The 20,042-nt window shown below is 62.7% G+C and carries 20 protein-coding genes; 6 read left to right on the top strand and 14 right to left on the bottom strand.

Annotation, left to right across the window (positions count from 1 at the left end):
• Positions 1 to 128: 128 nt before the first annotated feature.
• Positions 129 to 1,163 (bottom strand): N-acetyl-gamma-glutamyl-phosphate reductase, encoded by a 1,035-nt coding sequence (gene argC, locus ACYCFC_RS19420; protein WP_459652641.1) that lies wholly within the window; start codon positions 1,161 to 1,163, stop codon positions 129 to 131.
• Positions 1,164 to 1,297: 134 nt separating this feature from the next.
• Between argC and hemJ the strand changes: the two genes are divergently transcribed.
• Positions 1,298 to 1,726: a protoporphyrinogen oxidase HemJ gene (gene hemJ / locus ACYCFC_RS19415; protein WP_181082912.1), complete on the top strand. Its 429-nt coding sequence runs from the start codon at positions 1,298 to 1,300 to the stop codon at positions 1,724 to 1,726.
• A 131-nt stretch (positions 1,727 to 1,857) separates the two neighbouring features.
• Positions 1,858 to 2,796: a DUF805 domain-containing protein gene (locus ACYCFC_RS19410; RefSeq protein ID WP_459652640.1), complete on the top strand. Its 939-nt coding sequence runs from the start codon at positions 1,858 to 1,860 to the stop codon at positions 2,794 to 2,796.
• 13 nt (positions 2,797 to 2,809) lie between these two features.
• Here ACYCFC_RS19410 and ACYCFC_RS19405 read toward each other — a convergent pair whose 3' ends face one another.
• Positions 2,810 to 4,285 carry an AAA family ATPase gene (locus ACYCFC_RS19405; RefSeq protein ID WP_181082910.1) on the bottom strand — a complete coding sequence of 492 codons (1,476 nt, stop codon included), beginning with the start codon at positions 4,283 to 4,285 and terminating at the stop codon, positions 2,810 to 2,812.
• 81 nt (positions 4,286 to 4,366) lie between these two features.
• Here ACYCFC_RS19405 and ACYCFC_RS19400 point away from each other — a divergent pair, with 81 nt between their 5' ends.
• Positions 4,367 to 4,708, top strand: a complete 342-nt coding sequence (locus tag ACYCFC_RS19400) for a histidine triad nucleotide-binding protein (RefSeq protein ID WP_181082909.1) — start codon at positions 4,367 to 4,369, stop codon at positions 4,706 to 4,708.
• A gap of 48 nt (positions 4,709 to 4,756) precedes the next feature.
• The gene (gene coq7 / locus ACYCFC_RS19395) at positions 4,757 to 5,404 is read left to right on the top strand and encodes a 2-polyprenyl-3-methyl-6-methoxy-1,4-benzoquinone monooxygenase (protein ID WP_181082908.1); all 648 of its coding nucleotides are present in this window, start codon (positions 4,757 to 4,759) and stop codon (positions 5,402 to 5,404) included.
• Positions 5,405 to 5,558: 154 nt separating this feature from the next.
• Here the strand turns inward: coq7 and ACYCFC_RS19390 are convergent, their stop codons facing one another.
• Positions 5,559 to 5,987 (bottom strand): OsmC family protein, encoded by a 429-nt coding sequence (locus ACYCFC_RS19390; RefSeq protein WP_181082907.1) that lies wholly within the window; start codon positions 5,985 to 5,987, stop codon positions 5,559 to 5,561.
• 214 nt (positions 5,988 to 6,201) lie between these two features.
• Here ACYCFC_RS19390 and crp point away from each other — a divergent pair, with 214 nt between their 5' ends.
• Positions 6,202 to 6,846 carry a cAMP-activated global transcriptional regulator CRP gene (crp, locus tag ACYCFC_RS19385; protein ID WP_181082906.1) on the top strand — a complete coding sequence of 215 codons (645 nt, stop codon included), beginning with the start codon at positions 6,202 to 6,204 and terminating at the stop codon, positions 6,844 to 6,846.
• Positions 6,847 to 6,895: 49 nt separating this feature from the next.
• Here the strand turns inward: crp and trpC are convergent, their stop codons facing one another.
• The 8 genes from trpC to gabT form a co-directional block, all read right to left on the bottom strand.
• Positions 6,896 to 7,729, bottom strand: a complete 834-nt coding sequence (trpC, locus tag ACYCFC_RS19380) for an indole-3-glycerol phosphate synthase TrpC (protein ID WP_459652639.1) — start codon at positions 7,727 to 7,729, stop codon at positions 6,896 to 6,898.
• A complete protein-coding gene (gene trpD / locus ACYCFC_RS19375; RefSeq protein WP_181082904.1) occupies positions 7,726 to 8,772 on the bottom strand; it encodes an anthranilate phosphoribosyltransferase in 1,047 nt (348 codons plus the stop codon). The genes trpC and trpD overlap by 4 nt, the downstream gene beginning before the upstream one ends.
• The gene (locus ACYCFC_RS19370) at positions 8,772 to 9,365 is read right to left on the bottom strand and encodes an aminodeoxychorismate/anthranilate synthase component II (RefSeq protein ID WP_181082903.1); all 594 of its coding nucleotides are present in this window, start codon (positions 9,363 to 9,365) and stop codon (positions 8,772 to 8,774) included. Before ACYCFC_RS19370 ends, trpD begins: the two co-directional genes overlap by 1 nt.
• A gap of 288 nt (positions 9,366 to 9,653) precedes the next feature.
• Entirely contained in the window at positions 9,654 to 11,846 is a 2,193-nt protein-coding gene (locus tag ACYCFC_RS19365) for a putative bifunctional diguanylate cyclase/phosphodiesterase (RefSeq protein ID WP_459652638.1), read from the bottom strand.
• Positions 11,847 to 11,966: 120 nt separating this feature from the next.
• Positions 11,967 to 13,445 carry an anthranilate synthase component I gene (gene trpE / locus ACYCFC_RS19360; RefSeq protein ID WP_459652637.1) on the bottom strand — a complete coding sequence of 493 codons (1,479 nt, stop codon included), beginning with the start codon at positions 13,443 to 13,445 and terminating at the stop codon, positions 11,967 to 11,969.
• A 176-nt stretch (positions 13,446 to 13,621) separates the two neighbouring features.
• Positions 13,622 to 14,323: a phosphoglycolate phosphatase gene (locus ACYCFC_RS19355; protein ID WP_459652636.1), complete on the bottom strand. Its 702-nt coding sequence runs from the start codon at positions 14,321 to 14,323 to the stop codon at positions 13,622 to 13,624.
• Entirely contained in the window at positions 14,320 to 14,994 is a 675-nt protein-coding gene (gene rpe / locus ACYCFC_RS19350) for a ribulose-phosphate 3-epimerase (RefSeq protein WP_459652635.1), read from the bottom strand. The genes ACYCFC_RS19355 and rpe overlap by 4 nt, the downstream gene beginning before the upstream one ends.
• 54 nt (positions 14,995 to 15,048) lie before the next feature.
• Positions 15,049 to 16,329 (bottom strand): 4-aminobutyrate--2-oxoglutarate transaminase, encoded by a 1,281-nt coding sequence (gene gabT / locus ACYCFC_RS19345; protein ID WP_459652634.1) that lies wholly within the window; start codon positions 16,327 to 16,329, stop codon positions 15,049 to 15,051.
• Between the two features lie 217 nt (positions 16,330 to 16,546).
• Between gabT and ACYCFC_RS19340 the strand changes: the two genes are divergently transcribed.
• Positions 16,547 to 17,581, top strand: coding sequence for a DUF3530 family protein (locus ACYCFC_RS19340; protein WP_459652633.1), 1,035 nt, complete (start codon positions 16,547 to 16,549; stop codon positions 17,579 to 17,581).
• Here the strand turns inward: ACYCFC_RS19340 and ACYCFC_RS19335 are convergent.
• The 3 genes from ACYCFC_RS19335 to ACYCFC_RS19325 are packed head-to-tail and all read right to left on the bottom strand — an operon-like array spanning position 17,578 to position 20,042.
• A complete protein-coding gene (locus ACYCFC_RS19335; RefSeq protein ID WP_181082896.1) occupies positions 17,578 to 18,351 on the bottom strand; it encodes a DnaJ domain-containing protein in 774 nt (257 codons plus the stop codon). The genes ACYCFC_RS19340 and ACYCFC_RS19335 overlap by 4 nt on opposite strands.
• Positions 18,352 to 19,023: an N-acetylmuramate alpha-1-phosphate uridylyltransferase MurU gene (gene murU / locus ACYCFC_RS19330; protein ID WP_459652632.1), complete on the bottom strand. Its 672-nt coding sequence runs from the start codon at positions 19,021 to 19,023 to the stop codon at positions 18,352 to 18,354.
• Positions 19,020 to 20,042: an aminoglycoside phosphotransferase family protein gene (locus tag ACYCFC_RS19325; RefSeq protein WP_459652631.1), complete on the bottom strand. Its 1,023-nt coding sequence runs from the start codon at positions 20,040 to 20,042 to the stop codon at positions 19,020 to 19,022. The genes murU and ACYCFC_RS19325 overlap by 4 nt, the downstream gene beginning before the upstream one ends.

The raw sequence follows: 20,042 nt of genomic DNA, 5'->3' as shown, positions 1-20,042 counted from the left end.
AGCGCCCTGCACTGCATTGATGGGGCATTATCGGCTTACCCTACGAAATCGGTCAACTATTGCCAGCAGATCGACTTTCAGACCCAAACGCGCCCGCACCGGCAATTCCGAAAAGAGCGCAACAAGAACTATGGCAACAACGCCACATTCCCCAGGCCAAGACGCTCTTCAAGCCCGAAGATGATGTTCATGTTCTGCAGCGCCTGGCCGGAAGCACCTTTCACCAGATTGTCGATGACTGACAGCACCACGACCAAGTCACCATCCTGCGGGCGGTGCACGGCAATGCGGCACACATTTGCCCCACGCACACTGCGGGTTTCCGGGTGGCTTCCGGCAGGCATCACATCAACGAAAGGCTCGTCGGCATAGCGCTGCTCATACAGCGCCTGCAGATCGACCGAAGTATCGGCAACCGTCGCATAGAGCGTTGCATGGATGCCACGAATCATAGGTGTCAGATGCGGAACGAAGGTCAGGCCCACATCGCCCCCAACCGCGCGACGCAACCCCTGGCTGATCTCAGGCAGATGGCGATGTCCCTTGACTGCGTAGGCCATCATGCTTTCGCCCGCCTCGGTGAACAGTGAGCCGATCTTTGCCGCACGTCCGGCACCGCTGACACCGGACTTGCAGTCGGCAATCAGCCGCGATGCATCCGCCAGGCCGTTTTCCAGCAGCGGCAGGAAACCCAACTGGGTCGCCGTTGGATAACAGCCAGGGACAGCGATCAATCGCGCGTTCCTGATCTGCTCACGATTGACTTCGGGCAAGCCATAGACAGCCTCCGGCAGCAGCTCGGGCGCGCCATGGGGCTGGCCATACCATTTTGCCCACTCATCAGCATCCTGCAGGCGGAAGTCCGCTGACAGGTCGATGACCCGAGTGCCGGCATCCAGCAACTCTTTCGCCAGAGCATGTGCAACGCCATGGGGGGTCGCGAAGAACACCACGTCACAGGCGCCCAGGGTCGCCGTGTCCGGCACACTGAAGGCCAGCCCGTCATAATGGCCGCGCAGGTTCGGATACATATCCGTGACCTTCACGCCATTTTCCGAGCGCGACGTGATCACGGTTACGTCAGCCTGGGGGTGCTGCGCCAGCAATCGCAGCAACTCGACCCCGGTATAGCCTGTACCGCCGACAATTCCGACCTTGATCATGAGCCGCCTCTCGAATGGAACGATAAAGACCGCTGATGATAAAGCTGCCCGCGCCTGGGGCCAACCATTGAGGTGACGCATGGCGGCTCCAGCCACTACTATCTACGCCCAACACCGGACCAGGGAAACTCGGAATGCTTTATCTATGGCTCAAAGCCCTGCACATCATTGCAGTCGTCTGCTGGTTCGCCGGGCTGTTCTATCTGCCGAGGCTGTTCGTCTACCACGCCATGAGCGAGGACCAGACCAGCCGTGAGCGCTTCCAGGTCATGGAGCGCAAGCTTTATCGCGGCATCATGATCCCCTCGATGATCGCGACGCTGCTATTGGGCATCTGGATGATCGTGCTCAACCCCTCGTTGTTCAGCACTGGCGCATGGCTGCATGCCAAGCTCACGCTGGTGGTGTTGCTGATCGTTTATCACCACCTGTGCGGGGCACAGCTGAAGCGTTTTGCGCGCGGCGAGAACACCCGCAGTCATGTGTTCTACCGCTGGTTCAACGAGGTTCCGGTGCTGTTCCTGCTGGCCATCGTCATTCTGGTGGTGGTCAAGCCCTTCTGAGCCGAAGCCAGGCCGGAGGCGTGATGCAGCACACATTTCGCACACCGCCGCCTCTGGCGTCACGAGCGCTGCTTGTTGCCACATCAGAGGCAATCTAGGCTTTGCCGGACCATCACCCACAAGGACGTCACATGCAGGCCAATCAGTACCGAATCGTTTTCGATGGCGAGCTTATGCCGGGCATGTCAGCTGAAACCGTCAAGGCCAATTTGGCCCTGCTCTTCAAGATCGATAGCGACAAGATCGATCGGCTATTCGGCCAGGGCTCGGTCAACATCAAGCGGGAACTGAGCGAGACGCAAGCCGACAAATACCTGCACGCCCTGCAGTCTGCCGGCGCGAAGGCCCGCAAGGAGCCGGAAAACAGACAGCCGTTCAGTCTCGCCCTGGTGGACAATACGGACGACTCGACTGCCACATCCGCCGCCGCGCAAATGGAATGCCCCAAGTGCGGACATGCTCAGGCGCAGGCCATCCAATGTGAAAGCTGCGGGATCGTCATCGAAAAATACCTAGCCCGGCAGGCACAGGCCGAGGCGCAAAACAACAGGACCGAGGCCAGCCTGCCCTATGCACCGCCACGTGCGAAGGTGGCCGAGCCCATGCCGGAATATGGCGCACTCAAGCCCTTCTCTGTGCAAGGCCGTATCGGGCGCCTGCGCTACCTCGCCTGGTCCATGATCCTGTCACTGACCGCCCTGGGCCTGCTGACCGTCGCAGGTGCCGCTTTCGCCCTTTCCAGCCTGATCGGTATACCGCTGATGGTATTGGTCATCATTGGCTTTCTGGTGGTCAGTATCCAGATCGGCGTGCAGCGCCTGCATGACATCGGCTGGTCAGGCTGGCTACTGCTGCTGACACTGGTTCCGGTGGTCGGCTCGATATTCCCGCTGGTCATGCTGGTGACCCCCGGCAGCAGTGGGATCAATCGCTTCGGCCCGCCTCAGCCACCGAACAGCAGGTCAGTGAAGATTCTCGCCGTCCTCTGGCTACTGGTACCGGTCATCGGCATTATCGCCGCCATCGCTCTGCCGGCCTATGAGCGATACCTGCAGCAAATACCACTTTGAAAAAAACTGTCGATCAGGCCAGAACCGCGCGCCCCGAAGCCCAGTTGCGAAGATCGTCCAGGGCTTCGGCCATCACCACCGAAAGCGGGGAAGTCGCCCGGACAGAGTCGAGCAGAACCTGCTGGTCCGGCTCGCGTGACTGCGCCTGCCCGGCGTAGACCGCCGACACTACCACCTGCTCGATTTCCGCTCCGGAAAAGCCATCACAGACCATCGCCAGCTCGGCAAGATCGAACAGCCCGGGGTCCAGCTCACGCCGCTTCAGATGGATACGGAAGATATCGGCACGCACCGCAGCGTCGGGCAGATCGACGAAGAACAGCTCGTCGAAACGCCCCTTGCGCAGCAGCTCGGGTGGCAGACGATCGACCGCATTGGCCGTTGCCACCATGAACACCGGAGCCTGTCGCTCGGCCATCCAGGTCAACAGGGTGCCGAGGATGCGCTGGCTCACACCGCCATCCATCTCACCCGTGGCCAGGCCTTTTTCCAGCTCGTCCATCCAGAGCACGCAAGGCGCCATCTGTTCGGCAAGTTTCAGGGCTTCGCGCAGGTTGCGCTCGGTCTCTCCGAAGAACTTGTTATAGAGGCAGGCGAAGTCCAGCCGCAGCAGCGGCAAGCCCCAGAGCCCCGCGACGGCCTTGGCCGCCATGCTCTTGCCGCCACCCTGAACGCCCACCAGCATCACGCCGCGCGGCATGTCCGCCTTACCTGCGGCCATGAACGCACCCTGGCGCTCACCCAGCCAGCGCTTGAAGTTCGGCAGCCCTCCGACATCGGCAAAACGCGCCGTTTCATGCTCGAAACCCAGCACGCCCTGCATGTCCAGCAACTCGAACTTCTTGCGGTTGAGTTCTGGCAAATCCTTCTGGGTAATCGCGCCGTCATCGCAGATCAGGCTATGGGCCAGACTGCGAGCCTCGGCATGACTGAGGCCACGCAGGTTCTTCACCACCTGCTGCAGGGTTCGATTGTCGGTCCGCACCCGTGCACCACGATTACGCTCGCTCCAGCGGGTCGCCTCGTCGCGCACGATGCTCAGCAGCTCTTCTTCCGACGGCAGGGTCAGACTGAAACGGGCGGCGTAGCGCTGGATCTCGGCAGGCAGCGTGAAGGCATGGGAAACCAGCACCAGCGTGGGCGCCGACGGCCCTTCAGCCATCGCGATTTCCTTGATCAGCCGCACCACTTGCGGCTCACCGAGAAAGGGATGCAGGTCGCAGAACACATACAGGCCGGGCTGCGGATCATGCCTGACGCGCTTGAGCGCGACTTCCGGCGAACAGCTTTCACCTTCATCCAGCGCCTCGCCGCCAAATGCCAGCCGGCGCAACCCCTCGGTCACGGACCAGACCTGCAGCGCCATGCCACGAGCTATCGCCAGGCCCGTCAGGGTTTCCAGCACACGGCGTTCGTCCCAGGATTCGATGACCACCAACCGCAGCCTCGATTCCAGCACCAGCGCCAGATCATGGATATCGTTCTTCATCGCTGTCCTCTTTCGCGCAAGCTGACCCATCACTTGATGGCCTGCTAAACTGCCAGCCGATCATATTTCCGGAGACATGCCATGGATTGTCTGTTCTGCAAGATCGTGGCTGGGGATATCCCCGCGCACAAGCTGTATGAAGACGATCAGGTCATTGCCTTCAATGACATCGCCCCTCAGGCGCCGGTGCATTTCCTGGTTATTCCGAAGAAGCACATTGCGACCCTGCACGACCTCAGCGAAGAGGACGACAAGGCGCTCGCCGGTCATATTCTCTTCACTGCCCAACGCCTCGCCGAAGAGCAGGGTTGCCAGGAAGGCTTCCGCGTCGTCATGAACTGCAACGACCTCGGTGGCCAGACGGTCTACCACATACACATGCACGTGCTCGGACAGCGCCAGATGCACTGGCCGCCGGGCTGACAGACATGCACGGCCCTATCGAGACCGCTCCGCAAACATGGAGGCGACATGCCCAACCAGCGTGAATATTCACCTGCCGACCGCCTGCTGTTGCAGGCCGATGCCGCATTAAGAACGCTGCTGCCTTTCAGCGGTCAGCCCAATCGCCCGAACCCGGCGCTATTGAAAAACGAGACCGAGCTGAGCGACAGCGAAACACGTCACGTTGCCGGCCTGATGCGCATCAACCACACCGGAGAAGTCTGTGCACAGGCGCTCTACCAGGGCCAGGCGCTGACAGCCCAGTTGCCTAAGGTGCGCAAGGCGATGGAGCAGGCCGCCGAAGAGGAAATCGACCATCTGGCCTGGTGCGAACAGCGTATTCACCAGTTGGGCAGCCACACCAGCGTGCTCAATCCGCTCTTCTACGGGCTGTCATTCGGCATCGGCGCCACGGCTGGGCTGATCAGCGACCGGGTCAGCCTGGGTTTTGTCGCTGCCACCGAGGACCAGGTCTGCAAGCACCTCGATGAACACCTTGAGCAGATCCCCGCAGGCGACGAGAAATCGCGGGCAATTCTCCAGCAGATGCGCGTGGACGAGGCACAACATTCGACTGCCGCCCTGGAGGCAGGTGGATTCCGCTTCCCGGCGCCGGTCAAGTTTGGCATGAGCCTGATGGCCAAGGTCATGACCAAGACCACCTATCGGATTTGAGGCTGGAGGCTGGAGGCTGGAGGCTGGAGGCTGGAGGCTGGAGGCTGGAGGCTGGAGGCTGGAGGCTGGAGGCTGGAGGCTGGAGGCTGGACAGGATCGCTCCGGGACAATGCCGATCCAGCTTTTTCATCCAGCTTTCCAGCCTCAAGCACTTTTAATCGGCTTTTGACTCGACAATCTCATAGTCATGGGTGATCTCGACGCCGGCCCGTCCGAGCATGATCGAGGCGGAGCAGTATTTTTCCGCCGACAGCTCTACCGCACGCTTGACCTGGGCCTCCTTCAGGCCACGCCCCTTCACCACGAAATGCAGATGAATCCGGGTGAACACCTTCGGGTCTTCGCTCGCGCGCTCTGCTTCCAGAAAGGCCTCGCAGCTTTCAACCGGCTGGCGGGACTTCTTCAGGATGCTCACCACATCGAAGTTGCTGCAGCCACCCAGGCCGAGCAGCAGCATTTCCATGGGGCGGACGCCAAGATTGCGCCCTCCGTTTTCCGGCGGACCATCCATCACCACGACATGCCCGCTGCCCGACTCGCCAAGAAACATCGCTTCGCCAGCCCATTGAATGCGCGCTTTCATCGACAGACTCCGTAGAAAAAGAGCGAAGCTTAACATGAGCGTTTCAGTCGAATGGATGCAGTGAATCGGCAAAGTCCTGTCCCAAAGATGATATTCGTGCCGCAGTTTTGTTATCGATCGATAACGGTCTGTTAAGCTCCCATGACCACGTAAAAAGCCAGCCAATAGATAATAAGAATCTGCCTCCATTGGATACATCTTCCGGGATTACAGCATGGTCGCTATAACACTTACGCCCAAGATCAAGAACATCGACAAACTGCTCGCTCACTGCCATCGGCGACGCTACACCGCCAAGAGCACCATCATCTACGCAGGTGATCGCTGCGAAACGCTCTTCTTCATCGTCAAGGGGTCAGTCACCATCCTGATCGAAGACGATGATGGTCGCGAGATGATCATCGCCTACCTCAATGCCGGAGACTTTTTCGGTGAAATGGGGCTTTTCGAGAAGGAAGGCACCGAGAAGGAGCGCAGCGCCTGGGTCCGCGCCAAGACCGAATGCGAGGTGGCCGAACTGAGCTATGCCAAGTTCCGTGAACTGACGCAGCAGGACCCCGACATTCTGTATGCCCTGGGCAGCCAGATGGCCGAACGCCTGCGCAATACCACGCGCAAGGTGGGCGACCTGGCATTCCTCGACGTCACGGGACGCGTTGCCCGCACTCTTCTGGACCTGTGCAAGCAGCCCGATGCGATGACCCACCCGGACGGCATGCAGATCAAGATCACGCGCCAGGAAATCGGTCGTATCGTGGGCTGCTCGCGGGAAATGGTCGGACGTGTGCTCAAGAGCCTGGAGGCCCAGGGGCTGGTCTACGTCAAGGGAAAGACCATGGTGGTGTTCGGCACCCGCTGAATGCTGGGCGGTGCAAGGCCGGCTTCACCAAGCCGGCCCACCGAATCGATCAGTCCGGCTCGCCAGCCGCTCTGGGACGGCTTCGCCCAGGAAAGAACAGGCGCTGCAATTCGACGCCGGGCTGCTCGGCGCGCATAAAGGCTTCGCCCACCAGAAACGCATACACCTGGTTTATCTCCATCAGTTCGACATCCGCACGATGCAGGATTCCGCTCTCGGTCACCACTACCCGATCACGGGGGATGCGCGGCAACAGATCGAGCGTGGTTTCCAGATTCAGCTCGAAGGTATGCAGATTGCGATTGTTGATCCCGAGCAATGTCGCTTCGATACGCAATGCTCGCTCCAACTCGACGGCGTCATGCACCTCTACCAGGACATCCAGGCCCTGCTCTGCCGCCACGTCGGCCAGCTCCTTCATTCGCTCGTCGGTCAACGCAGCGACGATCAGCAGAATGCAGTCGGCACCCAGCGCCCGCGCCTCGACCACCTGATAGGGGTCGACCATGAAATCCTTGCGGATGACAGGCAGGCTGCAGGCACTGCGCGCCTGCTGCAGGTACTCATCGGCACCCTGGAAGAAATCGATGTCGGTCAGCACCGACAGGCAGGTCGCACCGCCCGCCTCGTAGCTTCTGGCGATCTCGGCAGGCACGAAATCTTCACGCAGCACGCCCTTGCTCGGAGATGCCTTCTTGATCTCGGCAATCACCGCAGGCTGTTTGTTGCCAACCTGCTCCTGCAGGCGTCGGGCGAAACCACGGACCGGATCGGCGACCGCCGCCAGCTTTTCCAGCTCAGCCAGCCCCATTCGGGCACGACGTTGCGCCACTTCTTCGTATTTGCGCGTAACGATCTTTTCCAGAACGGTTGGCACGCTCATCGTCCTTTCTCCTGCTTGAACACCACCGTGAAAGACACCAGTTCCTCGAACTTGTCCCGCGCCAACCCGCTATGCAAGGCGTCGTGGGCCATCTCCACACCCTGCTTCAGGCTCGACGCCACATCGGCAGCATAAAGCGCGGCACCGGCGTTGAGCACGATCATGTCGGCAGCCTTCTGCCCGTTTTCGGTTTTTCGCCGGCCCAGTGCATCACGAATCAGCATCAATGAGCCTTGTGCGTCTTCGACGTCCAGGCCGATCAGGCTCTGGCTCTTGATGCCGAAATCCTCGGGCCGCACCCGGTATTCACTGATCTCGCCATTGCGCAGTTCGGCAATATGGGTCGGCGCCGCCAGGCTGATCTCGTCCAGACCATCCTGCGCGTGCACCACCAGCACATGGGTACTGCCCAGTCGGGCGAGCACTTCGGCCATCGGGCGGCAGAGTTCCCTGCTGAAAACGCCGAGCACCTGATGCCTGACACCGGCCGGATTGGACATCGGCCCAAGGATATTGAACAGCGTGCGCAGCCCCAGTTCGCGACGAGGTCCTGCGGCATGTTTCATGGCGCCGTGGTGCGCGGGGGCGAACATGAAGCCCACACCCACCGCATCGACACTACGCGCCACCTGCTCAGGGCTGAGATCGAGATAGACACCCGCCGCTTCGAGCAGATCGGCGCTGCCGCTCTTGCCCGACACTGCCCGGTTGCCATGCTTGGCCACCTTGCCGCCCGCCGCCGCGACGACGAAAGCCGCCGCCGTCGAGACGTTGAAAATGTTCATGCCGTCGCCGCCGGTGCCACAGGTATCCACCAGGCGATGGGTATCGAACTTCACCGGCTCGGCCAGCTCGCGCATCACCTGCACCGCACCGACGATCTCGTCGATGGTTTCGCTCTTCATGCGCATGCCCATCAGGAACGCGCCGATCTGCGCATCGCTGCACTGTCCGGTCATGATCTGGCGCATGACCGCCTTCATCTCTTCGGTGGTCAGATCCAGCTGTCCGACCACCCGATTCAGAGCTTCCCTGATGTCCATTAGCGCACGCCTCCAGTCTGTTTCAGGAAATTGGCAAAGAGTTCATGCCCCTGCTCGGTGAGGATCGACTCGGGATGAAACTGCACGCCTTCGACATTCAATGTTTTGTGCCGTAGCCCCATGACTTCATCGATGCCGCCATCGTCCAGGCACGTCCAGGCGGTGACTTCCAGACAATCAGGAAGGGTTTTGCGGTCGACCACCAACGAGTGGTAACGGGTGACGGTCAGCGGATTGTTCAGCCCCGCGAAGACGCCGGTATTTTCATGAAAGACCGGGCTGGTCTTGCCATGCATCACCTGTCGCGCCCGCACCACATCGCCGCCGAAGGCCTGGCCAATGCTCTGATGCCCCAGGCATACCCCCAGAATCGGCAGCTTGCCGGCGAAATGGCGGATCAGCTCCAGCGATATACCCGCCTCGTTCGGTGTGCAGGGGCCGGGCGAGACGACGATACGCTCGGGATTGAGTGCCTCGATCTCGGCCACGCTCAGCTCATCGTTGCGCACCACCCTGACCTCGGCGCCGAGCTCGCCGAGGTACTGCACGACGTTGTAGGTAAAGGAATCATAGTTATCCAGCATCAGCAGCATGTGCGTCACCTCGAGAATTGCCTTGTTTCCACTGGCGTTCGCCGGAGCCGTGATGGTCGCGCGGGTCAAACGGCGCAACCGATGGCGGTGGACGAAGCGGGGAGCGAATGATTTCTGGCTTGGCGCCAGCAAGACCGGATCAGGCGCGCCAACGCCATCGGGCGTTGGCCTTGAAAAGACACATCAGGAGGATGCTGCTGAATATCACAGGAAGGTCTCGCAAAACGATCGACGCAAAGTAGCCTATGCCAAGCACTGATTCAACCGGCAACGCCCTCTGCACGCCTGTCACTGGGCCAGCGCACTGTCTTGCGTATGCTTCCTGACTGTGCCCAGGATCGCGACCAGCTCCTGAGCCGGAACCGGACGCGCATAGAGGAAGCCCTGCGCTTGCCGACAGCCTAGCCGCAGCAGCTCGTCGGCAATGGCTTGGTCCTCGACACCTTCGGCCAGGGTAGTGAGCCCCAGCGAATCAGCCATCTGGATGATGGTGGCGACAATCGCATGGCCGTCCTCGGTATCGATGCCCTGCACGAAGGAACGATCGATCTTCAGCGTATCCACTGCCAGCCGGCGCAGATAGGCAAGGCAGGAATAGCCCGTACCGAAATCGTCGATCGACAGCGTCACGCCAAGCGCCTTGAGCCTGCTCAGCGTCAGCATGACCTCTGCATTGTTTTCCACCAGGCTCGACTCGGTCAGTTCAAGCTCCAGCGCAGAGGCCGGCAGGCCGGTTTTCGCCAGCGCATCCCTGACGATGCTTTCCAGCGAGCCCCTGTGCAGCTGGGCCGCCGCCACGTTGACCGCGACTCTGGGGATCGTCACGCCCTGGGCCCGCCAGCTGGCAGTCTGGCGACAGGCCTCGAAGATGACCCAGTTGCCGATTTCAACGATCAGCCCGTTCTCTTCGGCAGCCGGTATGAAACGTCCTGGCGGCACCAACCCCCATTGCGGATGCTGCCAGCGCACCAGCGCCTCGACGCCCAGCACCCGCCCCGAGGCAATATCCACCTGCGGCTGGTAATGCAGCAACAGCTCGTTGCGTGAAAGCGCAAGGCGCAGGCCGTTGACCAGATAGAGCCGCCCACGCATTTCGGCATCCAGCCCCGCATCGTAGTAGCACCAGGTTTTGCGTCCGGCCTGTTTTGCCTTGTACATGGCCATTTCGGCATTGCGCAGCAGCGTGGGAAAATCCTTACCGTCATTGGGGCCCAGCGCCGCGCCGATGGAAACTGGCACCACGATGCTTTGCCGATCCAGCACGAAGGGTTCGGACAGTTCCGTCAGCAGCGTCTGGACCACCGCTGAAGTCGTCTCGGCATCCGTCAGATCGGGCAGCAGGATCACGAATTCATCACCGCCCTCCCTAGCCAGCATGGCGCTATCGGGCAGCAGGTTCTGCAGGCGCTCCGAGGCGCGACACAGCAGGCGGTCGCCGAAGGCATGGCCAAAGGAGTCATTGACCATCTTGAAATGGTCGAGGTCCACATAGAGTACGGCGACCGAGGTTTGCAGCTTCTGCGCCGCCTCCAGCGCCTGGTGGGTCCGCTTCTGCAGAAGATCAGGCTTGGGCAGCCCGGTAAGGCTGTCGTAGGACGTCAGGTACTGGGCTTTCTTCTCGGCGGCGTCGCGTTCGGCCTTCTCCACCGCAAGACGTGCATAGGGCGCGCGCACGCTGGCGACGAACACCACTTGGTAGATGAAGCAGTAGGAGAGGATCTTGTAGAGGTGCCCGAGCAGACTGAACAGACTGTTCACATTGCCGTAAGCGGTAAAACACAACTCGGCGAAGATGGAGATCAGCGTTGCGGCGAGCATGCCGTCGGCATGCCAGGGCCGCTCCCTGCGCCCGATCCAGAAGCGCCAGGCGGCGATGGCCAGCAGCCCGATGATCAGCCATTCGGCAGCGATCTTGAATGCAGTCAGTCCTGTGCCTTCGATAAAGGTGCGCGGCCAGAGCTGCGGCTGATAGAGCTGCAGATAGATAGTCACGCCGGCCACAGCCAACGCAGTGGCGAGCAATGCCGGGCGTGGCAACGAACGCTTCGGCTCCAGGCGAAAGGCAACCGCAAGCAGGGTACAGGCAAGCAGCACCCGCGAAACCAGCCAGAACCCTATGGCCTTTTCCGCCGAGGCCTGGGTTATCCAGTCCGGCATGCCCTTGTAGGAAAGCATGTGAGCCAGATCGAGCAAGGCAATGGCGAGAAAGGCACAACCAAGCAACGGGCTCGAAGCGCGTTGCGGGCCGTGGCTGTGCCAGACCACCGCAAAGATCAGTGATGCAACGATGATCGCGAAGACTTCCACGACGACATGCAGCGACGGCGGAAACCAGGCGGTGCTCGTCTGCACATCGGTGAGGCTGGACACCAGCCAGACCAGCCCCAGCAGCAGGCCGGAGGCGATAACCAGAACATAGGTCAAGGAACGATTGCAATTGGCGGGCGATACGGCGGTACTGCTATCCGTCTGATACGACATGCGGGATACCGGCTGGTAATTCGTCAAGAGCCCTGTATAGGCGAATTCGGACTATATACAGGGCAATTGGCCATTACCATACGCACAGCATGGAATTTCGTCGTACCTCCTGCGTACGAATCAATGTTCGGCCTTCTCCGCCAGAGCCACCGCTCGGAACATCGCGCGACGCTTGTTCAGCGTTTCTTCCCACTCCAGCGCCGGCTGCGAGTCGGCAACGATGCCAGCGCCAGCTTGCACATGCAGTTCGCCGTTCTTGATCACCGCGGTGCGGATGGCGATGGCGGTGTCCATGTTGCCGTTCCAGGCCAGATAGCCCACGGCGCCCCCGTAGACACCACGCTTGACCGGCTCCAGCTCGTCGATGATCTCCATCGCACGCACCTTGGGCGCCCCGGACAGGGTGCCCGCCGGCAGGATCGCGCGCAGTGCATCCATCGCCGTCAGCGGCGCCTTGAGCTGGCCGGTGACGTTGGAGACGATGTGCATCACGTTGGAATAGCGCTCGATGACCATCTTCTCGGTCAACCGCACCGAACCGTTCTCGGCGACACGACCGACGTCGTTGCGGCCCAGGTCGATCAGCATCAGATGCTCGGCCAGCTCCTTGGCGTCGCTGAGCAGATCCTGTTCCAGCGCCAGATCAGCCTCCTCGGTGGTGCCACGCGGGCGGGTGCCGGCGATGGGCCGGACCGTGACCAGGCCGTCCTCGACTCGCACCAGCACTTCCGGCGACGAGCCCACCACATGGAAATCGCCGAAATTGAAGAAGTACATGTAGGGCGTCGGGTTGAAGCAGCGCAGCGCGCGGTAGAGGTCGATCGGCGCGGCCTTGAACGGGATCGACATGCGCTGGGAGATCACCACCTGCATGCAGTCGCCGGCGAGGATATAGTTCTTGATGCGGTTGACCGCCTGCTCGTAGTTTTCACGGGTGAAGCTCGAGCGGAAATCCGGCTCGGCGGCGCCCACCCCCTCGAAGTCCAGCCCCAGGCGCGGCGTGATCGGCTGACGGAGCTTGTCACGCAGCACCTGCAGGTGCGCCAGACCGTCTTCGTAGGCATTGGGCTGCGCCGGATCGACCAGCACGATGCAGTGCAGCTTGCCGGCCAGGTTGTCGAACACGATCACCGCATCGGAGACCATCAGCAGGATATCCGGCGTGCCCAGAGGATCGGGGTTCGGGCACTGCGCCAGCTTGCGCTCGACGTAACGCACGCTGTCGTAGCCGAAGTAGCCCACCAGCCCGCCGTTGAAGCGCGGCAGCCCTTCGACCGGCGCCACACGGTAGCGCTGCTGGAAGGATTCGACGAAGGCCAGTGGGTCTTCGACTTCGGCGCTTTCGGTTTCGACGCCATCGACGAGGACACTGATGCGATGATCATGCACCCGCAGCACGGTGCGGCACGGCAGGCCGATGATGGAGTAACGCCCCCACTTCTCGCCACCCTGCACGGATTCGAGCAGGTAGGAATTGGCCGCGTCGCCCAGTTTCAGGTACAGCGACAGCGGCGTATCGAAGTCGGCGAGGGTCTCGAACGACAGGGGGATGCGGTTATGGCCTTCGGCGGCCAAACGCTGGAATTCTTCGTGGGTCATATCAGCCTCGTGGTCGGAGGGGGCTTTCGGAAACAGTTAAACAGGCCGGCCTGCAGCCGGTCAGCAGAAGTCAGGCGCGCCAGCGCCAACGCGCCAGGGCCTTGATGACCTTCATCCACTGTTTGCGAGTAACCACCACGATCTGATCTCTTCGGCAGGGTGCGGAGCGGGCCACACTAGCGCAGCGCCGAAGCCGAAGCAACCAGCTCACGCAGGTCATCCAGTACCAGCGCCGGCTGCTCGTTGGCGATGGGTTCGCCGTGGTTGTAGCCGTAGCTGAGCGCGACGCAGGGAACGGTCGCCGCCTTCGCCGCACGCACGTCGTTGCGCGAATCGCCGATAAACAGCGACTGATCCGCCGAAACGCCCGCCCTGTCCATGATCCACAGCAGCGCCGCCGGATCGGGCTTCTGCTGCGGCAGGGTGTCGCCGCCGACCAGCCACTGGAAATAGCCGCAGAGGCCCTTCTCTTCCAGCAGCGGCTCGATGAACTGCGCCGGCTTGTTGGTGATGATCGCCAGCTTCACATCACGCTCACGCAGCCAGTCCAGGCACTCGGTCACGCCAGGGTAGACCGTCGTCAGCTCATGCCCGCCGGCATAGGCCTGCATGAACAGCGCCAGCGCCTCGTCGGCCTGCCCGTCGTCGACGCACTCATGCTCCAGCTGCCCAGCCAGCGCACGGCGCACCAGCACCCGTGAACCATTACCGACCCAGTTGCGTACCTGCGCCACGCCGGCCGGCTCGCGACCGAGCTGCACCAGCATCTTGTCCACGGCAGCAGCCAGGTCCGGCACCGAATCCATCAGTGTGCCGTCCAGGTCGAACATCACCAGGCGCGGCAACTGCCCTTCGAAGAGCTGCTCCAGGCGAGTCATGAGCGGGCCAGCGCCAGTTCGGCGCGCATCTGGTCGATCACCGCCTTGTAGTCCGGCTGGTTGAAGATGGCCGAGCCGGCGACGAAGGTGTCGGCACCGGCCGCGGCGATCTCGCGGATGTTCTTCGAATTGACGCCGCCGTCGATTTCCAGCCGGATCTCGCGACCGCTGGCATCGATCAGCGCACGCGCCTCGCGCAGCTTGTCGAGGGTGCCGGGAATGAACTTCTGCCCGCCGAAGCCGGGGTTGACGCTCATCAGCAGCACCATGTCGATCTTGTCCATCACGTACTTGAGCACGTCCAGCGGCGTCGCCGGGTTGAACACCAGGCCGGCCTTGGCGCCGCCGTCCTTGATCAGTTGCAGCGAGCGGTCGATGTGTTCGGACGCTTCCGGGTGGAAGGTGATGTAGCTGGCGCCGGCCTCGAGGAAGTCGCCGATCATGCGGTCCACCGGCTTGACCATCAGGTGAACGTCGATGGGCGCGGTGACGCCGTGCTTGCGCAGTGCCGAGCAGACCATCGGGCCGATGGTCAGGTTGGGCACGTAGTGGTTGTCCATCACGTCGAAATGGACGATATCCGCGCCGGCGGCGAGAACGTTGTCCACTTCCTCGCCCAAGCGGGCGAAGTTGGCGGAAAGGATCGAAGGGGCGATGGCGAACGGCTGCATGACGACCTCGGGTAGCGCGGGCGGAATGCCGCGCATTGTACCCGAGGTGCGCGGTCAGCTCAGCTCATCGAAACACGCCTCGATGATCGCCAGGCCCCGCTCGAGCACCTCGTCCTCCACCGTCAGCGGCACCAGCACCCGCAGCACGTTGTAGTAGGTGCCGCACGAAAGCAGGATCAGGCCCTTGTCGCGGGCGCGGGCGACGACCTGCGCGGTGAGTTCGGCTGCCGGGCGCGTATGCTCGGCGTCCTCGAACAGTTCGATGGCGACCATCGCGCCCAGCCCGCGCACCTCGGCGATCCGCGGATGACGTGCCTGGATGGCCTCGAGCCCAGCCGTAAGCTTCGCCGCCACGTGCTGGCAACGCTCCAGCAGCCGTTCCTCCTCGAAGATCTCCAGCACCGCCAGCGCCGCGGCGCAGGACAGCGGATTGCCCGCATAGGTGCCGCCCAGGCCGCCCGGCGCGATGGCATCCATGAGTTCGGCCCGGCCACAGACGCCGGCAATCGGGAAACCGCCGCCGACGGACTTGGCGAAGGTGGTGAGATCGGCCACCACGCCCATCTGTTCCATGGCGAAGAAGGTTCCGGTACGGCCCGCGCCGGTCTGCACCTCGTCGGCGATCAGGACGATGCCGTGCTGATCGCACAGCGCGCGCAGGCGGACCATGAACTCCTTCGGCGCGACGTTGAAGCCGCCTTCGCCCTGCACCGGCTCGATGATGATGGCGGCGATGTCGCGCGGCTCGGCATCGTTCTTGAAAATGCGCTCGATGCTGGCGATGGACTCGTCGACGCTGACGCCATGCAGCGCGCACGGATAGAGCGCGCGGAAGATGCCGCCCGGCATCAGCCCCATGCCCGCCGAATAGGGCGCGACCTTGCCGGTCAGGCCGAGGGTCATCATGGTGCGACCATGATAGGCGCCGGTGAAGGCGATCACCCCGGCGCGCCCGGTGGCGGCGCGAGCAATCTTCACCGCGTTTTCCACCGCCTCGGAGCCGGTGGTGACCAGCAGGGTCTTCTTGGCGAAATCGCCGGGCACCCGTGCGTTGATTTTTTCGCACAGCTCCACATAGGGCTCATAGGCCAGCACCTGGAAGCAGGTATGGGTCAGCTTGTGCAGCTGAGCTTCCACTGCCTGGACGATCTTCGGGTGCAGGTGGCCGGTGTTCAGCACGGCGATGCCGCCGGCGAAATCGATGAATTCACGGCCTTCCACATCCACCACCAGGCTGTTTCGGGCATGCTCGGCAAAGATCGGATGGATCTGCCCCACACCACGCGGGACCGCGGCGACACGGCGCTGCATCAGGGATTCGTTGGTCTGGCTCATGGACTCCTCGGTGGGCCGCGTATCGGGGCCGGTCGGAATGGTTACGAAGACAGGCGCGACGCCATCGCCGCATGCCGTTCGGATTACTCTATGCCGCTGTTCGGGATATTGCACGCCCTTGGCAAAAAGATGCATTCCGTACGGCTACGGTTGCCATTAGTCTTGCCCAGGCCGGCGCAATCATGACGAACGGAAACAGCCCCGCCAGGAGATATCGATGTCTTGCCTTCACCGATTGAGGATCGGTCTTTGCGTCCTCGCACTGGCGAGCACTGGCGTCGGCGCGAGCGAAGCAGACCCCACGCCCGAGACGCCCGTCGCCCCCACCGAACGCCCAGCCCTGCCTGCCCGCAGCGCAAGCATGGCCGCCGACCTTGCGCGTCAATTGCCATCGACGGAGGTTCTCAATCTGCAGGCTGCCGATGCCCCCTTCGTGGCGCTCTGGCAACCGGCGAATATCGCCGAGCCCAAGGGGCTGGTCATTCTCCTGCCCGGAGAAGGCGAGAGTGCGGACTGGCCACGCGGCATTGGCCCGCTACGCCGCAGCCTGCCCGATCATGGCTGGCACACCCTGAGCCTCAGCCTGCCGGACTCACCGGAATTCATACCACCAGCCACACCGCTTGCCACTACAGAAGCACCAGAGCCAACCGAACCGACAACTGCCGACAGCGAACCGTCAAGCGATCCCAACGAAGCCGGCTACCTGCCTGAGGAAACTGCAGCATCGCCGGACGAAGCAGCAGCTGAGCAGGCCGCCGAAACCCGAGAAACCGACGAGGCTACCGAAACCGACGAAGCAGCCAAAGAAGCAGCCGAACTACCCGAGCGTATCGACGAACGAATCGCCGCCGCCCTGGACCACGCCCGCAACCTGCAACCGAAGACCATCATCCTGCTGGGACAGGGCTCGGGCGCCTACTGGGCCGCTCGCCATCTGCAACAATGGGCGCCGGATGACGTCGCAGGGCTGGCACTGATCCAGCCACGGCAGCCGGAAGACCAGCAGGAACCCCTCGCCCAGCTCGCCCCGGCACTCAAGCTGGCGATCGGGGATTTCTATTACCGCGATGACCCCAGCGCACTGGCCGACGCTCGCGAACGCTTGAATGCGAGCCGTCGAATCGGCCACCCGGGCTATCATCAGGTCGGTCTGACAGCGCTGGCCGGCGAGCGCAGCATCGAGCAGGAACAGCTTGTGCGCCGGGTTCGGGGATGGCTGGAGAGGACGTCGGATCGGACGAGCCGTTAACGGAATCCCCGGCGCTCACGGACCAGAGCATAGGCATTGTGCAACTCGCGGGTTCGCTCGGTCGCCTCGCGGACCTGCAACGGCGTGGCCCCGGCGCCGGCCTGCTTGTCCGGGTGGTGCTTGCTGAGCAGACGTCGGTAAGCACGCTTGATCGCCTGCGGGTCGCTGTCGGCGCGCACGCCCAGCAGCCGCAGCGCCTGTTCGTAGGCCCCGCCAGGATTGCTCGGACTGCCCTGACGCCGCCCGCCAGCCTGATCCAGCGATGCAACCGCGGCAGCGTCCCAGCCCATCCACTTGCCCCACAGCAGGACCAGCTCATGGGCGCGGGAGTCGATCCGCCCCGAGGCACGCGCCATCCGCCAGCAGGCCTGCAGGATCGCCTTCGCCTCGTCGCGCCGCCCCTGCAGACGCTGCAGGGGCTCACGCAGCCCTTCGCCACTGGCCTTGCCCCGGTAGAAAGCCTCGATCGCCGCACGCTGCGCCGTCGAGGGCAGTTGCAGCCGGCGCATCTCGCTGCGCGCCGCCTGGATATGCGCCTCGCTGACCCGCCCGCCACTCTTGGCCAGGCGTCCCAGCAGGAAAAACAACAGCTCGTCGCCTTCCATCATCCGCTTGCCATCGCCCTTCATGCGCTGGCGCAGCTCGGCCCAGGAACCCAGCCCGAGCCGGCGGTCGAGCATCTGTCCGATCAGCGCCCCGAGCAAAGCACCCGGAATGCTTGCCAGCAACCCGCCAGCCAGCGCCCCAAACAGCGTGATGGGCCAGAACATTCAGCAGCACCCTTCCAGAATTCGCTCGACTTCAGCCAGCCGCTCATGAGTTCCGACATCGACCCAGCGCCCGTCGTGACGCTCACCGCTCACCCGACCCGCCGTCATCGCCCGGCGCAACAAGGGCGCAAGCTTGAAGGCACCCGCATTGCAGCCATCGAACAGGCGAGGATCAAGCAGCGCGATGCCGCTGTAGGTCAGCCGGGCATCCACCGCCCCCCCCTCCTCCACCCGACCATCGGCAAGCGTGAAGTCACCGGACGGATGATGGGCGGGGTTGTCCACCAGCACCAGATGCGCCAATCCGGCCAGCGGCCTTTTCAGGGCGGCGAAGTCGTAGTCGGTCCAGATATCGCCATTGACCACGGCAAAGGGCTCGTCCCCCAGCAGCGACAACGCACGATGAATGCCGCCGCCGGTTTCCAGCGGCTCACCTTCGGGCGAATAGCGGATGCGGATACCGAACCTGTCGCCTGTGCCCAAATGCGCCTCGATCTGTTCGCCAAGCCAGGCGTGGTTGATCACCAGCTCATCGAAGCCGGCCCTGGCCAATGCCTGGATGTGATATTCGATCAGCGGCACGCCGCCGGCGCGCACCAGCGGCTTGGGGGTATGCAGGGTCAGCGGGCGCAGACGCTCACCCTTGCCTGCCGCCAGAATCATCGCCTTCATGGGGACACCTGCGGGCGCGGCAACTCTCGCAGCAGCTGCGCGAGCTCCGCCAACTCGGGACGGCGCGCCAGCACGCTATCGATATAGGCGAAGAAGCGCGGCACATCCGCCAGGTAGCGCGGCTTGCCGTCGCGGTGGCAGATCCGGGCGAAAATGCCGATGATCTTCAGGTGCCGCTGCAGCCCCATCAGGTCGCTGGCGCGCTGGAACTCGGCAAAGCTGTCCTGGACCGGGATGCCCGCCGCCCGCGCAGCTTCCCAGTAGTTTTGCAACCAGCCCTGCACCCGCGCCTCCGGCCAGCTGAGAAAGGCATCCTTGAACAGCGAGGTAATGTCGTAGGTCACCGGACCGATCACCGCATCCTGAAAATCCAGCACGCCGGGGTTGGGTTCGCTGATCATCAGATTGCGCGGCATGTAGTCGCGATGCACCAGCACGGTCGGCTGCGCCAGCGCAGAATCGATCAGCAATTGGCAGCTGCGCTCCCAGAGCTGTCGCTGCACCGGGCTGAAGCTGCCGCCCAGATGCCGCTGCACATACCATTCAGGGAACAACTGCAGTTCGCGCCGCAATAAAGCCTCATCATACTGAGGCATCTGCGTCGATACCGGCAGCGCCTGGAATACCAGCAATGCCCGGACCGCATCGGTGAACAGCGCATCGGCGTTATCATCGTCGATGACGTCCAGGTAGGTCTGCCGACCCAAGTCACCGAGCAGGAGAAAACCACGCTCAAGATCCTCGGCAAGAACCTCCGGCACATGGATGCCCGCCTCGGCCAGCAGCGCCGCCACCTTGACGAAAGGACGGCAGTTTTCCTGCGGCGGCGGCGCGTCCATGAGGATCAGGCTGCGATCCGCCGCCTGCCAGCGAAAATAGCGGCGAAAACTCGCGTCGCTGCTGGCTGGAATCAGGGATGCTTCAGGCACCACGCCCCAGCCACGGCGCGCGAAAATATCTTCCAGACGAGGCTTCAGCCAGGCGCAGAGGTCCAGCAGACGTTGATCTTGTTGCGGCAT

The organism is Stutzerimonas sp. NM35 (assembly GCF_054604355.1).
Note: the sequence above shows the minus strand (reverse complement) of the source record. Positions and strands in the feature narration are given on the sequence as shown.

What these genes read in the sequence shown, in the direction of transcription:
- argC (WP_459652641.1), bottom strand. Translation starts at nt 1,163, where the DNA reads ATGATCAAGGTCGGAATTGTCGGCGGTACAGGCTATACCGGGGTCGAG.
- hemJ (WP_181082912.1), top strand. Translation starts at nt 1,298, where the DNA reads ATGCTTTATCTATGGCTCAAAGCCCTGCACATCATTGCAGTCGTCTGC.
- ACYCFC_RS19410 (WP_459652640.1), top strand. Translation starts at nt 1,858, where the DNA reads ATGCAGGCCAATCAGTACCGAATCGTTTTCGATGGCGAGCTTATGCCG.
- ACYCFC_RS19405 (WP_181082910.1), bottom strand. Translation starts at nt 4,285, where the DNA reads ATGAAGAACGATATCCATGATCTGGCGCTGGTGCTGGAATCGAGGCTG.
- ACYCFC_RS19400 (WP_181082909.1), top strand. Translation starts at nt 4,367, where the DNA reads ATGGATTGTCTGTTCTGCAAGATCGTGGCTGGGGATATCCCCGCGCAC.
- coq7 (WP_181082908.1), top strand. Translation starts at nt 4,757, where the DNA reads ATGCCCAACCAGCGTGAATATTCACCTGCCGACCGCCTGCTGTTGCAG.
- ACYCFC_RS19390 (WP_181082907.1), bottom strand. Translation starts at nt 5,987, where the DNA reads ATGAAAGCGCGCATTCAATGGGCTGGCGAAGCGATGTTTCTTGGCGAG.
- crp (WP_181082906.1), top strand. Translation starts at nt 6,202, where the DNA reads ATGGTCGCTATAACACTTACGCCCAAGATCAAGAACATCGACAAACTG.
- trpC (WP_459652639.1), bottom strand. Translation starts at nt 7,729, where the DNA reads ATGAGCGTGCCAACCGTTCTGGAAAAGATCGTTACGCGCAAATACGAA.
- trpD (WP_181082904.1), bottom strand. Translation starts at nt 8,772, where the DNA reads ATGGACATCAGGGAAGCTCTGAATCGGGTGGTCGGACAGCTGGATCTG.
- ACYCFC_RS19370 (WP_181082903.1), bottom strand. Translation starts at nt 9,365, where the DNA reads ATGCTGCTGATGCTGGATAACTATGATTCCTTTACCTACAACGTCGTG.
- ACYCFC_RS19365 (WP_459652638.1), bottom strand. Translation starts at nt 11,846, where the DNA reads ATGTCGTATCAGACGGATAGCAGTACCGCCGTATCGCCCGCCAATTGC.
- trpE (WP_459652637.1), bottom strand. Translation starts at nt 13,445, where the DNA reads ATGACCCACGAAGAATTCCAGCGTTTGGCCGCCGAAGGCCATAACCGC.
- ACYCFC_RS19355 (WP_459652636.1), bottom strand. Translation starts at nt 14,323, where the DNA reads ATGACTCGCCTGGAGCAGCTCTTCGAAGGGCAGTTGCCGCGCCTGGTG.
- rpe (WP_459652635.1), bottom strand. Translation starts at nt 14,994, where the DNA reads ATGCAGCCGTTCGCCATCGCCCCTTCGATCCTTTCCGCCAACTTCGCC.
- gabT (WP_459652634.1), bottom strand. Translation starts at nt 16,329, where the DNA reads ATGAGCCAGACCAACGAATCCCTGATGCAGCGCCGTGTCGCCGCGGTC.
- ACYCFC_RS19340 (WP_459652633.1), top strand. Translation starts at nt 16,547, where the DNA reads ATGTCTTGCCTTCACCGATTGAGGATCGGTCTTTGCGTCCTCGCACTG.
- ACYCFC_RS19335 (WP_181082896.1), bottom strand. Translation starts at nt 18,351, where the DNA reads ATGTTCTGGCCCATCACGCTGTTTGGGGCGCTGGCTGGCGGGTTGCTG.
- murU (WP_459652632.1), bottom strand. Translation starts at nt 19,023, where the DNA reads ATGAAGGCGATGATTCTGGCGGCAGGCAAGGGTGAGCGTCTGCGCCCG.
- ACYCFC_RS19325 (WP_459652631.1), bottom strand. Translation starts at nt 20,042, where the DNA reads ATGCCGCAACAAGATCAACGTCTGCTGGACCTCTGCGCCTGGCTGAAG.